We start from the raw sequence: 15,046 nt of genomic DNA on the forward strand, positions 1-15,046 counted from the left end.
TAATATAGCGCGATGACTAATTCTAGACTTAGTTCAACCCATAAAGCCAATCGGCCACGAGTAATTCAGTGTTAAGGCCAGGGAAAGAACGTAATTGCTCGCTTAGGGCCTGTAGAGACTGAGAATGCGTATATAGGCTTTCGTAACCGTATACTTCAGCAATTTGGCTCGCTTCAGGTAAAGACGTTCGAATATCAATACCTAAGGAAGATTTTTGAGCACAGCTGAGAAGTAGCCACAACCAATTGAGCTGGGTAGAGAGCTCGCTACTATTCTTCATTAGCGTTGTAATAAATTCATTAGTATCTAAACCATCACTACGAATAAAACCGATGAAGGCTCCAATTAACGCTTGATACTCTTTATCTTGTCCCGACTCTACAAACTGACGCGTTGAAATAGGTTCAAAATGGCAAAGTAGTGCCGAATGACGAGGAACGGACTTTCCTATCTCTTGGCTAACCCAGTCAATACACATTTGTTCGGAAGGCGATGAAACATGCCAAACTTCACAACGACTTCTGATCGTTGGCAGCAATAACTTGGTGTTCTCAGTCGACAAAATAAATAAACATTGCGCCGGTGGCTCTTCGAGTGTTTTTAACAACGCATTAGCGGCCGAGGCATTCATACGATCGGCTTGAGGAATAACAATAACTCGATAATGACCAAACTGAGAAGACTCTAATGCCCACTTGTTTGCTTGTCGTATCTGCTCAACGGATAATGATTTCTTATCTTTCTCGGGAAGCACATAGTGAACGTCAGGATGTCCACTAGCCTTAAGTAAATCGCAACAATGGCAGAAACCGCAAGGTTCAGACTTGTCGTTTTGACACATCAACCCTGCAACGTATCGTTCAATCATTGACTCCGGAGCTAAGCCTACCTTAGCTTGAATCAACATCGCTCCGGGCACTTGCTGTCGTTCAAGGTTATCCTTAAGCTTCGACCAAGTTGGTACTAACCATGGATAGACTTGCATAGATTACCCTTTTTGCTTTGCTAACCAAGTACGCACAGCTTGCTGGATCGAGTGCTGTACGTCTTCAATCTTCTGGCTTGCGTCAATAATGGCAACTGACTCATCATTGTTCGCCATTTCAAGATAGCGCTCACGGGTACGCTCAAAGAAACTAATGTCCATTTTTTCGATTCGGTCGAGTTCACCTCGTCCACGTGCACGCTCAAGACCTAGACGTGGGTCGATGTCCAGATACAAAGTAAAATCGGGCTTGAATTCACCAATGGCAATATGCTTTAGGGAAGTCATCACAGCCTGGTCAATTTCACGACCACCGCCTTGGTATGCTTGTGAAGACATGTCATGTCTATCACCAATTACCCAAGCACCTTTTGCTAACGCCGGCTTGATCACTGTCTCAACCAACTGAATACGTGATGCATACATCAACAGTAACTCAGCGCGGTCTTGCAGCGGCTCGCCTTCGTGTTCTTCTTTGACCAAGGCTCGCATTTTTTCTGCTAGGACAGTCCCTCCAGGTTCGCGTGTATTAACGATGTCCTGAATGCCAGCTGCATCCAACTCAGCTCGCAACGTACTGATCGCAGTGCTTTTCCCTGCACCTTCTAGTCCTTCAATAACGATAAATTTTGCTTGGCTCATTTTTTACTTCTTAATTGTCTTAAGTATTGTTGGACCGCTCTATTGTGGTCTCGTAGATTTTTAGAAAATACATGTCCACCTGTACCGCTCGCAACAAAGTACAAGTAATTACTATCTTCTGGATTTACTGCAGCTAAGATAGACGCTTTGCCTGGCATAGCAATTGGCGTAGGTGGCAAGCCATTGATGACATAAGTGTTATATGGCGTTGCTTCTCGGAGGTCTTTCTTTCTAATATTGCCATCATAACGATCGCCCATTCCGTAAATAACGGTAGGATCGGTTTGAAGTCGCATACGCTTATTGAGTCGATTCACGAAGACGGACGCCACTCGCTCTCTTTCTGATGGTACCGACGTTTCTTTTTCAATGATTGAAGCGAGTATTAGCGCCTCATAGCTATTCTTTAGGGGTAATTTTTCTTGTCGAGTGTCCCAACTCTGCTCTAGGATAACACTCAGCTTTCGATGAGCACGCTTCAAGATGTCTAAATCGCTATCACCAACAGAATAATGATAGGTCTCAGCGAGAAAAAGCCCTTCTAGCTTTTCACGTTCAATACCCAATTGCTGCGCAATTTCAGCTTCTGTTAACGTATCAGTCTTATGCTCAAGATATTCTGCTTGTTTGAACTGCTCTCGCCACTCTTTGAAAGTAGACCCTTCGATAAAAGTGATAGCGAGTTGATATTCTTTGCCATCAATGATCGCGTTGAGTGCTTGCTCAAAAGTCATCCCAGGTAGGACTTCGAAGGTACCCACTTTTATTTGAGTCAGGTTCGGATGAAAACGACGAACAAGAGATGAAAATTGAGTAGGCTTAATCCATTGGTCTTCTACAAATGTTGAGATGACCGTATTGAGATTATTACCACGCTCCACGGTAACAAGATGTGGTTGTTCAATATTCAACGGCTGAGCGATAAATTCGTTTACACTCTGTTTAATATATAAAAAGCCACCTAAAGCAATTGCTCCTAAGACAACCACTGCAAACAAAAACTTCTTTATCACTGACCTAACTTCTCCTGAATACGTCTTGTCATATTTCCAATAGGGAATTGAGCATCCTGAATTTTGGTTACGGGTGCAACCCCTAAAATACAATTGCTAACGAATATCTCATCTGCGGACATCAATGTGTTGAGCTTAAACGAGTCGATTAAGATTGGTAGCTCGTCTTGATTTGCAACTCGTAAAACTTCTTCACGCATAACACCTTCTACTCCGGCCATATCAAGACTTGGCGTGTGAAGCACACCATCCCTAAACCAAAAGATATTCGCCATTGTGGTTTCGATTACGTTACCGTTAATATCCAATACGATTCCGTCGAGACGGCCACTACGTTCAACTTCTTCCTTTGCAAGGATTTGCTCCAGACGATTGTTATGCTTTAATCCCGCCAGCAACGGGTTTAACCCCAATACGATATCGCAAAGTGACAGTTCAAGACCGACCTGACGTAATTCGATATAACCAACAGGGAAATCGAACTGGCTTAGAGTAATCAAGGGGCCTCGATTTACACTAGGGCTATAACCTCGCCCTCCTTCACCACGGCTTACATGTATTTTGATGCCGGCCAGTGCTTTGCGTGACACAACTCGCTCAAGTTCAACCTTCATCTGCTGCCAATCTACGGGTGCCATCTTCAGACGCAGTAGAGCCCGTTCCATTCGCTTCACATGCTGCTCCCACAACTGCAGTTTGCCTGACTTAGTCAGAATCGTTGTAAAGCAACCGTCACCATATTGAAAACTTCTGTCCGTAACTGAAACATGGTCGACTTGATTTCCATCACGCCAAAACATAGTTCTTCCTTTAAAAACAAAACGGCTTAATGCTAAGCATCAAGCCGTTTGAATACAAGTGTCTTGTACGATTACCGCGGGTTACATCTTTTTGAAAATCAATGAACCGTTAGTACCGCCAAATCCAAATGAGTTACAAAGTGCATATTCCATGTCAACTTTGCGTGCAGTATGTGGAACTAGGTCTACATCGCACTCAGGGTCTGGATTATCTAGGTTAATCGTTGGTGGGACAATTTGATCTACCAAAGACATTATAGTGATGATCGCTTCCGCTGAACCAGCTGCGCCTAGCAAGTGGCCTGTCATCGATTTTGTCGATGATACTAGCACTTTCTTCGCACCTTCTTCGCCAAGAGCACGTTTAATGCCTTTGATCTCAGCAACGTCACCAGCTGGTGTTGAGGTACCGTGAGCGTTCACATAACCGATTTGTTCACCAGTAATGCCTGCATCACGAAGTGCAGCTTCCATAGCCAAAGCGCCACCAGAACCATCTTCACTTGGTGAAGTCATATGGTAAGCGTCGCCACTCATACCAAAACCAACAAGCTCGGCATAAATTTTCGCACCACGTGCTTTAGCATGCTCATACTCTTCAAGAACGATCATGCCTGCACCGTCACCCAATACGAAGCCATCGCGGTCAACATCCCAAGGACGTGACGCTTTTTGTGGTTCATCGTTACGAGTAGATAGCGCTTTAGCTGCACCAAAGCCTGCCATACCAAGTGGAGTTGAAGCTTTTTCTGCACCACCAGCTACCATTGCTTCAGCGTCACCATATGCAATCATACGTGCAGCATGACCGATATTGTGAAGGCCAGTCGTACATGCAGTAGAGATTGCGATGTTAGGACCACGAAGACCAGCAAGAATAGAAAGTTGGCCAGCAACCATGTTTACGATAGTCGAAGGTACAAAGAAAGGGCTTACACGACGAGGGCCTTTAGTTACCAACGCTTGATGTCCCGCTTCGATTAGGTCAAGACCACCAATACCAGAACCAATAGCTACACCGACACGGTGTTGGTTTTCTGGTGTGACTTCTAGACCAGAGTCTTTGAGAGCGTGCATGCCTGCTACGATGCCGTATTGGATAAACAAATCCATTTTCTTAGCATCTTTTTTAGACACGTATTCACTACCATCAAAGTCTTTTACTAAGCCAGCGAAACGAGTTGAAAAATCGGTTGTATCGAAATGTTCAATATTTACGATACCACTCTTACCCTCCAAAAGGGCTTTCCATGAAGATTCTACGGTGTTGCCTACCGGTGACAACATACCCATGCCAGTGACAACAACACGACGCTTGGACACGATTTTATTCTCCGGGATATTTGTGATTCTATTTGAAAGGATAGAAGACGTTTAAAAAAACACAGGCGGCCAGAAGGCCGCCTGGAAAGAGATATTACTGAGCGCTGTTTACGTAGTCGATAGCAGCTTGAACAGTAGTGATCTTCTCAGCTTCTTCATCAGGAATCTCAGTGTCGAATTCCTCTTCTAGAGCCATTACTAGCTCAACTGTATCTAGAGAATCTGCACCTAGATCGTCAACGAAAGAAGCTTCGTTCTTAACTTCTGCTTCGTCTACACCTAGCTGTTCAACAATGATTTTCTTTACGCGTTCTTCGATGTTGCTCATTTTTCTTTTCCTTTACAGATTTCGCTTTATGCGATGTTTCCGTAGTTTATTCGAACTATTGAAAGTTGCAAGGGGGTCCTTGCTGGTCAAACCACAATTTTAGCGAATTTAACCGAAATTCAGCACATTTTTGACTTAAATCATGCACAAATGTTGCACAGATCAAACCATGTACATGCCACCATTTACGTGAAGTGTCTCACCTGTGATGTATGCCGCTTCTGGCGATGCAAGGAATGCAACAGCAGATGCAATTTCACGAGGGTCACCTAAACGACCAGCAGGTACGTTGGCTAGTGTAGCAGCTCGTTGCTCATCATTCAGTGCTTTTGTCATATCTGTTTCGATAAAACCTGGTGCAACTGTGTTCACGGTCACACCGCGAGATGCAACTTCACGTGCCATTGACTTAGTAAAACCAATTACGCCTGCTTTCGCTGCCGCGTAGTTCGTTTGACCTGCGTTACCCATAGTACCAACAACAGAACCTACGTTGATGATGCGACCTTGACGCTTCTTCATCATACCGCGTAGTACGGCTTTAGACAGACGGAAGATAGACGTTAGGTTAGTGTCCATGATATCTGTCCACTCGTCGTCCTTCATACGCATAAGAAGGTTGTCGCGTGTGATACCAGCGTTGTTTACAAGAATGTCGATCGCACCAAAATCAGCGTTGATCTGCTTTAGTACTGCTTCGATTGAGTCGGTATCTGTCACGTTTAGTGCCAAACCTTTACCATTCTCACCTAAATACTCGCTGATCGCCGCAGCACCACTTTCAGATGTTGCTGTACCGATTACTGTTGCACCGCGCTCTACCAATAGCTCAGCAATTGAGCGACCGATACCACGGCTAGCACCTGTTACTAAGGCAATTTTGCCTTCAAGGTTCATCATTATCGCGTTCCTTTTATTTTACCGCTTCAAGTGACGCAGCATCGTTAACTGCTGCAGCACTCAATGTCTTAACGATTCGCTTCGTTAGACCTGTTAGTACTTTACCAGGACCAAGTTCCAGCAATTTCTCTACGCCTTGTTCGCTCATTTTCTCAACACCTTCAGTCCAACGAACTGGGCTGTAAAGTTGACGAACTAATGCATCTTTGATTTTCGCAGGGTCAGTTTCAGCGGCAACATCAACATTGTTAATCACTGATATTTCTGGCGTATTAAATTCAAGCGAGTCTAGAGCAACTGCGAGTTTATCGGCAGCAGGCTTCATCAGTGCGCAGTGAGATGGTACTGACACAGGTAAAGGCAGAGCACGCTTTGCACCTGCTTCTTTACAAAGTGCACCAGCACGTTCTACTGCCGCTTTATTACCGGCGATAACTACTTGACCTGGAGAATTAAAGTTAACTGGAGAAACAACTTCACCTTGAGCAGCTTCTTCGCAAGCCTTCGCAATAGACTCATCATCAAGACCGATGATTGCATACATTGCACCAACACCTGCTGGTACTGCTTCTTGCATTAATTGACCACGAAGCTCAACCAATTTGATCGCTTCTTTAAAATCGATTACACCAGCACAAACTAATGCAGAGTACTCACCAAGACTGTGACCTGCCAAAAGAGCTGGCTGTTCTAGTCCTTGCTCCTGCCATACACGCCAAATAGCAACTGAAGAGGCTAACAATGCTGGCTGTGTACGGTGAGTTTGGTTTAGATCTTCAGCAGGGCCATTCTGAACAAGTGCCCATAAGTCATAACCTAGCGCCTCAGATGCTTCAGCAAATGTTGCTTTAACTACATCATATTGCTCGCCCAGTTCTGCAAGCATTCCAACTGTTTGTGAACCCTGACCAGGGAACACGATTGCAAAATTACTCATCGTTATTTCCTTAAACAACGCAATCTAAATTAGTATTGGTTTGGATTTTGCTGGGATTAGAAGCGAACAAGCGCCGATCCCCAAGTAAATCCACCACCAAAGGCTTCTAGCAACAGGTTTTGTCCACGTTTAATGCGACCATCGCGTACTGCTTCATCTAGTGCAGTAGGAACTGTTGCCGCAGAAGTATTACCGTGACGATCAAGGGTAACCACCACTTGATCCATCGACATACCAAGCTTTTTAGCTGTTGCTGAAATAATTCGATAGTTCGCTTGATGTGGAACTAGCCAGTCTAGTTCTGACTTATCCATATCATTTGCCGCTAATGTGTCTTTGACCAGCTTTGACAATTGTGTCACCGCAACCTTAAAGACTTCATTGCCTGACATATTTAGCCATTTATCAAGTTCACCACCGCGTACTGGCATCTCAAGACTTAACAAGTCTCCAAATCGACCATCAGCGTATAGGTGAGTAGAAATAATGCCAGGTTCTTCGCTAGCACCCAGTACGACTGCGCCTGCAGCGTCGCCGAACAGAATAATAGTAGAACGATCAATATCTTCAACTGTCTTCGATAAGCAATCAGAACCGATAACTAAAACATTTTTAGCCATACCAGAACGAATATGCTGATCGGCGACTGACAGTGCATAAACGAAACCAGTACATGCTGCCGCCATATCAAATGCGGGACAACCTTTAATACCAAGTTTTGCTTGAACTTGACATGCGGATGATGGGAAAGCATGGCTACTGCTGGTCGTTGCTACGATAATGAGATCAATGTCATCTTTATCGATACCAGCCATTTCGATAGCTTTTACCGAAGCTTCGTAGCCCATATCTGCAACAGTTTCGTCTTCTGCGGCAATTCGTCGCTCTTTGATACCTGTGCGAGTTACGATCCATTCATCTGTCGTATCTACCATTTTCTCTAGATCCGCGTTAGTACGAACCTGAGATGGCAGGTAGCTGCCTGTACCTAAAATTTTGCTATACATGAAGACTAATACTGCCTCTCGAGTAACACTGCTTCTAGACGATCGCTGATTTGGTTCGGGACTTGGCGTTTAACCTCGTGAACCGCTTCGCCTATTGCATGAACAAGTGCTGAAATATCAGCACTTCCGTGGCTTTTTATGACAATGCCGCGCAATCCTAACAAACTTGCCCCGTTATACTGGTCGGGGTTCAGTGTTTTCACCTCAGTTATGAGATCGGAAAACAATATTCTTGCTATCCATCCTTTCCATGTAGAGGCGGTTAGTTTTGCTTTTAGTTTATCTAAAATGAGTTGAGCCGTTCCTTCGCACGCTTTCAATGCTGTGTTTCCAACAAATCCATCGCAAACAACAACATCGGCAGCGTCGTGTAACAACTCGTTACCTTCGACGAAACCAATATAGTTTATAGATTGCGTTTGGGTAAGCATTTCAGCGCAACGTTTCACAAGATCGTTGCCTTTTATTTCTTCAGCGCCAATGTTTAGAATGGCAACTTTTGGTTTTCTGCCTAAATGCTGTTCTGCTAATGCACTGCCCATGACCGCAAACTGAAAGAGAGAATCTGCATCGACCGATGCATTGGCACCTAAGTCGAGCATCCACGTTTTGCTGCCCGATACCGTCGGCAACGCAGTGACTAAAGCAGGCCTATCAATACCTGGTAATAGTTTCAGTCTGAAGCGAGATAACGCCATTAATGCGCCAGTATTACCGCTGCTTACGCAAGCATCAGCGTTTTCTGACTCAACGAGATCAATCGCAATACGCATTGAGGTATCGTGACTGTTTCTAAGCGCAAAGGAAGGCTTTTCTGAGTTCGAGATGACTCGGTCACTATGCATTACCTCTAAACGGGTACTGCGTTGGTAACCTAGTTGATTGAGTTGTGTATTTATCGACGGTTCGTCGCCGACAAGAACCACTTTTAGCTCTGGGAAAAGCGACAGTGCCTGCACGGCGGCAGGCACTGTTACGGAAGGACCGAAATCCCCGCCCATTGCATCAAGTGCAACGGTTATATTATGCAAAGGTCAACCTTACTTGTTGATAACCTTTTTGCCACGGTAGTAACCGTCAGCAGTCACATTGTGACGTAGGTGAGTTTCACCTGAAGTTGCGTCTACAGATAGTGCAGCTGAAGTTAGCGCATCATGTGAACGACGCATGCCACGCATAGAACGTGACTTCTTGCTTTTTTGTACGGCCATGGACCCTACTCCTATGTTAGTAATTTAAACGTCAGTAACTGTGTTACTCACGCTTTAAGCTCTTTAAAACATCAAATGGATTTGGCTTATCTTCTGGAACCTCTTCCGGAATATCTCCAAAAACCATGTTGTTTGAGTCAACGCTACAATCTGCTATATCGTGCATTGCGACTTGAGGCAGGTTTAAGATGAACTCGTCTTCAACTAATTGTATGAGATCGACCTCACCGTACTCATTAAGATCTACCAAATCGTAATCTTCCGGTGCATCCTCTTCACTTTTCTCACTATAGTAAGGAGTGTAAGTGAATTGGACTTCACACAGGTGTGTGAAAATCTCATTACAACGCTGACATTCCAAATCAACTTCGATGTTAGCTTTACCAGAGATAACAACGAGTCGCTGTTCATCATGCCCAAAGGACAATGTCACTTCAGCATCGCGTTTTACGCTACTAACTGACTCGCTCAGACGCTTAAAAAGACTTACTTGGATGATGCCATCAAAGTCCAATCTTTTCTGTGCTGTCTTACCCGGGTCAACAGTTCGCGGTATTTTTACCTTTTGCATAGGGCGCGAATATTATCTTCCAAAACGGATTTAGTCAAAGAAAAAGGCTAAAAAGTTGTACTTTTTTTGCCTACAGATTAAGAATCTAACATTATGTCTAGAATCTGCAATTATGATAAGAAAAACTGTCCCAAAATGAAAACAATTCGACTCATTTTAGCCTCAACGTCTCCGTACCGTGCGGAGCTTCTATCCAAATTAGGTATCGACTTTGAAGCCATTGCCCCAAACGTTGAAGAAACTGCACAAGAGCACGAAACGGCAACAGAGCTCGTTCAGCGGCTTGCATTGGAAAAAGCGAGTGCACTAAGGAACGAAAAAGACGCCGTCATTATCGGCAGCGATCAAGTTTGCGTCATCGATGGCAATATCATCGGCAAACCGTTGACTCGCAGCAATGCGATACGCCAGCTCCAGCAGCAAAGTGGAAAAACTGTTCGATTCTATACTGGACTGGCAGTCTACAACACCAAGACTCAGCAATCGGAGTCCGTTATTGATACCTTTGATGTGACGTTTCGAAAGTTAACGACCACCCAAATCGAGCATTATGTCGATATGGAACAACCACTATACTGTGCCGGAAGTTTTAAGAGCGAAGGGCTCGGTATCACGTTATTTAGTCAACTCAATGGTAAAGATCCAAATACTTTAGTCGGACTACCTCTCATTGACCTTGTCACTCTCTTAGCGAAACAAGGCATTTCTCCACTAGCTTAAAAACAAAAACGGAGTGCATCTGGATCGAAGCACTCCGTTTTAGTTACAGCTGTCAAGCTACACGCCTGCTTTTAGTTTTTTAATCGCTTGCTGCAACTTTGGTTCCATCTCAGCATGTATTTCCATTTTTTCATCATTCGCTGGGTGCGTGAAGACAATGTTTGCCGCATGCAGGAACAAACGGTCTAGACCCACTTTCGCTGTATAAGCATCAAATCGGCGATCACCATAGCGATCATCCCATGCTATCGGATGGCCTGTGTACTGTGTATGGACTCGAATTTGATGAGTACGCCCAGTAATTGGGCTTGCTTGAATCAGTGTTGCCTGCTCAAACGACTCTAGTACCTTGAAGCGAGTTTCTGAAGGTTTACCATTAGGGTTAACCCTAACAATACTATTCACTTCATTCTTTAGCAGCGGCGCTTTTACTACTCGACAACTAGGCTTCCATTTGCCCATTACTAGGGCAAAGTAATACTTCTGTACCGTTTTCTCACGAAACTGAGCTTGCAAATGACGCAAAGCAGATCGCTTCTTCGCAACTAAAAGAATACCTGAAGTATCGCGATCTATACGGTGAACTAATTCTAAGAAGCGTGCTTGTGGCCGTAATGCTCTTAGAGCTTCAATCGCACCAAACTTCAAACCACTACCACCATGAACCGCTATTCCAGATGGCTTATTTAAGATCAGCATGTGGTCGTCTTCATAGATAATTTGTGACTCAAGCTCTACCACTTTATTCAATTTTGTGCTGATTGGTGCTTCTTCTTGCTTCTCTTCTATTGTAACAGGAGGTATACGTACGCTATCCCCTGCTTGAAGCTTGTATTCCGCTTTGACACGCTTTTTGTTTACACGTACCTCACCCTTGCGCACGATTCGGTACACAACACTCTTAGGGATGTTTTTCAATTGGTTGCGCAAAAAGTTATCGATGCGCTGACCAGCCATATCGTCGTCAATATCGACAAATTGGACTTTAGTTCTAATTTCACTCATTTCGCTATTATAACATTCAAAGCTGCAAGAAAATAACGCTTTCTATTGGTAATTTTGTCGATGAGATAGTGGAAAAACCATCAACAACACGCTCTTAGCCATTGTCTGAACAAGCTGTGGATAGAAATCAACCAGTTTGAACCAGCTTTTACACGCCCTGAGATATTATTGCTTAAAATCAGCACATTAAACGTACATTGACTAGGCATAATCAGAATTTTTTCTGTGGTTTATACTAAAGCTGATTGCTGATAATTCGCTGCGCTGCTATAGTTCACAGCTGCAATAGGTAATTAAAATCGATTTATGATTTGTCGATATTATCTTTGAGCAATTTTAACTATGAGTAGAACGCTTAGTTTTGAGACGCAGCAACTGGCATAAGACGTTGATCGCTAAGACTTCCTTGTCACCTACTCACGTAATCGTGTTGAGTATCACCGCCACATATGCGGAGCACACAGCGAAAGTTCTGTGTGAAGACTGTAGTGCCCAAGAGCATCCCTTCCAGCCGGGAGGCTGCATTTTACAAAGCCATGGGATCCGGCACCACGACTTACGAAAACTGTGACAAGAGCAATGATGAAAACAAAGAAAATACAACGAGAATTTCTGTAATGAAAAGAATGTTAATCAACGCAACTCAAAAAGAAGAGTTGCGTGTCGCTTTGGTCGATGGCCAGCGACTATTCGATCTTGATATCGAAAGTCCAGGTCACGAATCTAAAAAAGCGAATATCTACAAAGGACGTATCACTCGAGTTGAGCCTAGCCTAGAGGCCGCTTTTGTTGACTACGGTGCCGAACGCCACGGTTTCCTCCCTCTCAAAGAAATTGCACGCGAATACTTCCCTGAAGGCTACACCTACCAAGGTCGCCCAAGCATCAAAGATGTCTTGAGCGAAGGCCAAGAAGTGATCGTGCAAGTTGAGAAAGAAGAACGCGGTAGCAAAGGTGCTGCATTGACAACCTTTATCTCTCTAGCAGGTAGCTACTTAGTACTAATGCCTAACAACCCTCGCGCTGGCGGTATTTCTCGCCGCATTGAAGGTGAAGAGCGTACAGAACTAAAAGCCGCGCTGAGCACTCTAGAACTACCGCAAGGTATGGGCCTAATCGTTCGTACTGCGGGCGTAGGCAAAAGTGCCGAAGAGCTTGAGTGGGATTTGCGTTTCCTCCTAAACAACTGGGAAAACATTAAGGGTGCAGCAGACCAAAACCCTGCCCCGTTCTTAATCCATCAAGAAAGTAACGTTATCGTTCGTGCACTTCGTGACTACCTACGTCGCGATATCGGCGAGATCTTGATTGATAGCAACACCATCTACGAGCGTGCTCGCCAGCACATTCAATTGGTTCGCCCAGACTTTGTGAACCGAGTGAAGAAATACGAAGGTGAAGTACCGCTATTTAGTCACTATCAGATTGAAAGCCAGATCGAGTCAGCGTTCCAGCGAGAAGTGAGGCTTCCATCTGGTGGATCTATCGTTATTGACCCAACTGAAGCACTTACTTCTATCGATATCAACTCTGCCCGCGCTACCAAAGGCAGCGATATCGAAGAAACTGCACTGAATACTAACCTTGAAGCAGCAGATGAAATTGCTCGTCAGCTGCGTCTTCGCGACCTAGGTGGCTTAGTTGTTATCGACTTTATTGATATGACTCCTGTACGTCACCAACGTGAGGTTGAGAACCGTCTGCGCGAGGCAGTACGAATTGATCGCGCCCGTGTCCAAATAGGTCGTATTTCTCGTTTTGGTCTACTAGAAATGTCTCGTCAACGCTTGAGCCCATCTTTGGCTGAAGCAAGTCATCACATTTGCCCGCGTTGTACTGGTACTGGTGTGGTGCGTGATAACGAGTCATTAGCGCTATCAGTACTTCGTCTCATCGAAGAAGAAGCCTTAAAAGACAACACGTCTCAAGCTCTTGCCATCGTGCCAGTGCCAATTGCTTCTTACCTACTAAACGAAAAGCGTCGCTCCATTAACCACATTGAGCGCGTACAAGAAGTTAAGATCACTATTGTTCCTGATTCTGATATGGAAACGCCTCATTTTGAGGTAATTCGTGTTCGTGAAGGTGAGGAACAAGACCTGTTGTCATACTTGCTACCTAAAAAGCTAGAAGCACTCAAAGAGGCTGAAGCTAAGGAAGCCGAAGTCGAAGCTAAGCCGCGTAAGATTGAGCAACCTGCACTGCAAGGTTTTGCGACACCTACTCAAAACGCCCCGACTCCAGCGCCTAAGCCTAGTAAGCCTGCCAAGGTAGAAGTGAAAAAAGAAGAGAAGCAGCCTGGTCTGATTTCTCGCATCCTTTCTGCTATTGGTTCACTTTTCTCTTCAAATGAAGAGCCTAAGAAAGAACCAGAGAAGAAAGAAGAAGCACCTAAGAATCGCAACGGCAGACAGCGTCGTAATCGAAACAACGACCAACGTCGCCGTAATAGTAAAGATTCTCGCGATAATGATCGTAACAAGAATCGCCGTAACAAACCTGCTCGTGACGAAGAGAAAGAGTCTAAAGACAATACTCAAGAATCGCGCAAACAGCAGAATCGTCGCGGTAAGCAGCAAGACCGTCGTAATAAAAAACGCGATGAAGAAAGCGGCAAATCAAAAGTAGAAGAGCAAGGTCAACAAATCGCAGCTGATGTTCAAGCTGAGAAAAAAGCACCTCGTTCTGAAGAAAAAGCGGCGAAAGTTAAAGAGCGTCGTCAGCGTCGTAAGCTTTCTAAGCAAGTGCGCGTAAAAGATCAAAAAGCACAACAAGAAGAGCAAGCAACTCAGGTTGCGTCTGTTGAGACAGCTCAAACTGCAGTAGAAAAGCCTCAAGCACCTGAAGCAGCAACAGAAGCTCCAGCGAAAGAGGAAGGCAAACAACGTCGTAACCGTCGCTCTCCTCGTCACTTACGTGCAAGTGGTCAACGTCGTCGTCGTGGTCGCGATCGTCGCCCTAACCCATTCCGCCTACGCAAGGGTGGTGTAGCTTCTCCTGAAATGGCAATGGGTAAAGTAATGCCGAGCTATGGCATTGTGAAACCTAAGGCGAAAGCGAAACCTGAAGCGGAAGTTAAAGAGCTAGTCACAACCACAGGTGTTGCTATGCCGGAGATGGCAATGGGTAAGGTTATCGTAATGCGTAAGCCAGAAGCTATTGAAGCACCTGTTGTAACAGAACCAAAGGTTGAGCAAACGGTCGTTGAAGCTGTAGTTGAGCCAGTTCAAGTTGTTGCAGAACTAGTTGCAGAAGTTGCAGAACCAGTTGCAGAAGTTGCAACAGCAATCGTTGAGCCAGCTACAGAAGCCGTTGTTGAAACCGAGCCTATGGTTGAAATCTCAGTAGCTGAAAATGCAGTGGTTGAAGAGCAACCTACTATCGTGGAACCTACTCCAGTAACCCCTGTTGTAGAGAAAGCGGTTGTTAGCTTCAAAGGCCACGCGAGTGCACCAATGGCTAAAGCTGAGGGCAAGCAAGAACTTGGTGAAATTATCATCAACGCTGCGCCTGTTAAAGCTGAGCGCTACCAACAGAAAGGTGCGGGCAGCCAAGTTGCCACTAACTCTGCGTCAGCAGTAATGACAAAACCTAACTACTAATA

The 15,046-nt window shown here is 44.8% G+C and carries 15 protein-coding genes; 2 read left to right on the forward strand and 13 right to left on the reverse strand.

The window, feature by feature from the left end; all coding sequences use genetic code 11:
* Positions 1-28 precede the first annotated feature (28 nt).
* From holB to yceD, 12 genes are all read right to left on the reverse strand, one after another.
* Positions 29-985: a DNA polymerase III subunit delta' gene (gene holB, locus OH456_RS09115; RefSeq protein ID WP_270033305.1), complete on the reverse strand. Its 957-nt coding sequence runs from the start codon at positions 983-985 to the stop codon at positions 29-31.
* A gap of 3 nt (positions 986-988) precedes the next feature.
* Complete coding sequence (tmk, locus tag OH456_RS09120) at positions 989-1,627, reverse strand: dTMP kinase (RefSeq protein ID WP_006075087.1); 639 nt, start codon at positions 1,625-1,627, stop codon at positions 989-991.
* A complete protein-coding gene (mltG, locus tag OH456_RS09125; protein ID WP_270033306.1) occupies positions 1,624-2,640 on the reverse strand; it encodes an endolytic transglycosylase MltG in 1,017 nt (338 codons plus the stop codon). Before mltG ends, tmk begins: the two co-directional genes overlap by 4 nt.
* Positions 2,637-3,440, reverse strand: a complete 804-nt coding sequence (gene pabC / locus OH456_RS09130; protein ID WP_270033307.1) for an aminodeoxychorismate lyase — start codon at positions 3,438-3,440, stop codon at positions 2,637-2,639. The genes mltG and pabC overlap by 4 nt, the downstream gene beginning before the upstream one ends.
* Before the next feature lie 81 nt (positions 3,441-3,521).
* Positions 3,522-4,763, reverse strand: a complete 1,242-nt coding sequence (fabF, locus tag OH456_RS09135) for a beta-ketoacyl-ACP synthase II (protein ID WP_006075090.1) — start codon at positions 4,761-4,763, stop codon at positions 3,522-3,524.
* Between the two features lie 94 nt (positions 4,764-4,857).
* The gene (gene acpP, locus OH456_RS09140; protein ID WP_004406112.1) at positions 4,858-5,091 is read right to left on the reverse strand and encodes an acyl carrier protein; all 234 of its coding nucleotides are present in this window, start codon (positions 5,089-5,091) and stop codon (positions 4,858-4,860) included.
* Between the two features lie 162 nt (positions 5,092-5,253).
* Complete coding sequence (gene fabG / locus OH456_RS09145; RefSeq protein WP_038230175.1) at positions 5,254-5,988, reverse strand: 3-oxoacyl-ACP reductase FabG; 735 nt, start codon at positions 5,986-5,988, stop codon at positions 5,254-5,256.
* A 16-nt stretch (positions 5,989-6,004) separates the two neighbouring features.
* Positions 6,005-6,928, reverse strand: coding sequence for an ACP S-malonyltransferase (fabD, locus tag OH456_RS09150; RefSeq protein ID WP_270033308.1), 924 nt, complete (start codon positions 6,926-6,928; stop codon positions 6,005-6,007).
* Between the two features lie 56 nt (positions 6,929-6,984).
* On the reverse strand, positions 6,985-7,935 hold the full coding sequence (locus OH456_RS09155; RefSeq protein WP_124940871.1) for a beta-ketoacyl-ACP synthase III: 951 nt from the start codon (positions 7,933-7,935) through the stop codon (positions 6,985-6,987).
* A 5-nt stretch (positions 7,936-7,940) separates the two neighbouring features.
* Positions 7,941-8,966 carry a phosphate acyltransferase PlsX gene (gene plsX, locus OH456_RS09160; protein ID WP_031493498.1) on the reverse strand — a complete coding sequence of 342 codons (1,026 nt, stop codon included), beginning with the start codon at positions 8,964-8,966 and terminating at the stop codon, positions 7,941-7,943.
* A gap of 9 nt (positions 8,967-8,975) precedes the next feature.
* Entirely contained in the window at positions 8,976-9,146 is a 171-nt protein-coding gene (rpmF, locus tag OH456_RS09165; protein ID WP_031493499.1) for a 50S ribosomal protein L32, read from the reverse strand.
* 43 nt (positions 9,147-9,189) lie between these two features.
* Positions 9,190-9,717: a 23S rRNA accumulation protein YceD gene (yceD, locus tag OH456_RS09170; RefSeq protein ID WP_031493500.1), complete on the reverse strand. Its 528-nt coding sequence runs from the start codon at positions 9,715-9,717 to the stop codon at positions 9,190-9,192.
* 135 nt (positions 9,718-9,852) lie between these two features.
* Here yceD and OH456_RS09175 point away from each other — a divergent pair, with 135 nt between their 5' ends.
* Positions 9,853-10,437, forward strand: coding sequence for a Maf family protein (locus tag OH456_RS09175; RefSeq protein ID WP_268666653.1), 585 nt, complete (start codon positions 9,853-9,855; stop codon positions 10,435-10,437).
* 57 nt (positions 10,438-10,494) lie between these two features.
* Here OH456_RS09175 and rluC read toward each other — a convergent pair whose 3' ends face one another.
* Positions 10,495-11,442, reverse strand: a complete 948-nt coding sequence (rluC, locus tag OH456_RS09180) for a 23S rRNA pseudouridine(955/2504/2580) synthase RluC (protein ID WP_252038836.1) — start codon at positions 11,440-11,442, stop codon at positions 10,495-10,497.
* A gap of 617 nt (positions 11,443-12,059) precedes the next feature.
* Here rluC and rne point away from each other — a divergent pair.
* Positions 12,060-15,044, forward strand: a complete 2,985-nt coding sequence (gene rne, locus OH456_RS09185; RefSeq protein ID WP_270033309.1) for a ribonuclease E — start codon at positions 12,060-12,062, stop codon at positions 15,042-15,044.
* The last annotated feature ends 2 nt before the right edge of the window (positions 15,045-15,046 follow it).

Origin of the sequence: Vibrio sp. La 4.2.2, from assembly GCF_027586995.1 — a bacterium.
GTDB classification, from domain to species: Bacteria; Pseudomonadota; Gammaproteobacteria; order Enterobacterales; family Vibrionaceae; genus Vibrio; species Vibrio mediterranei.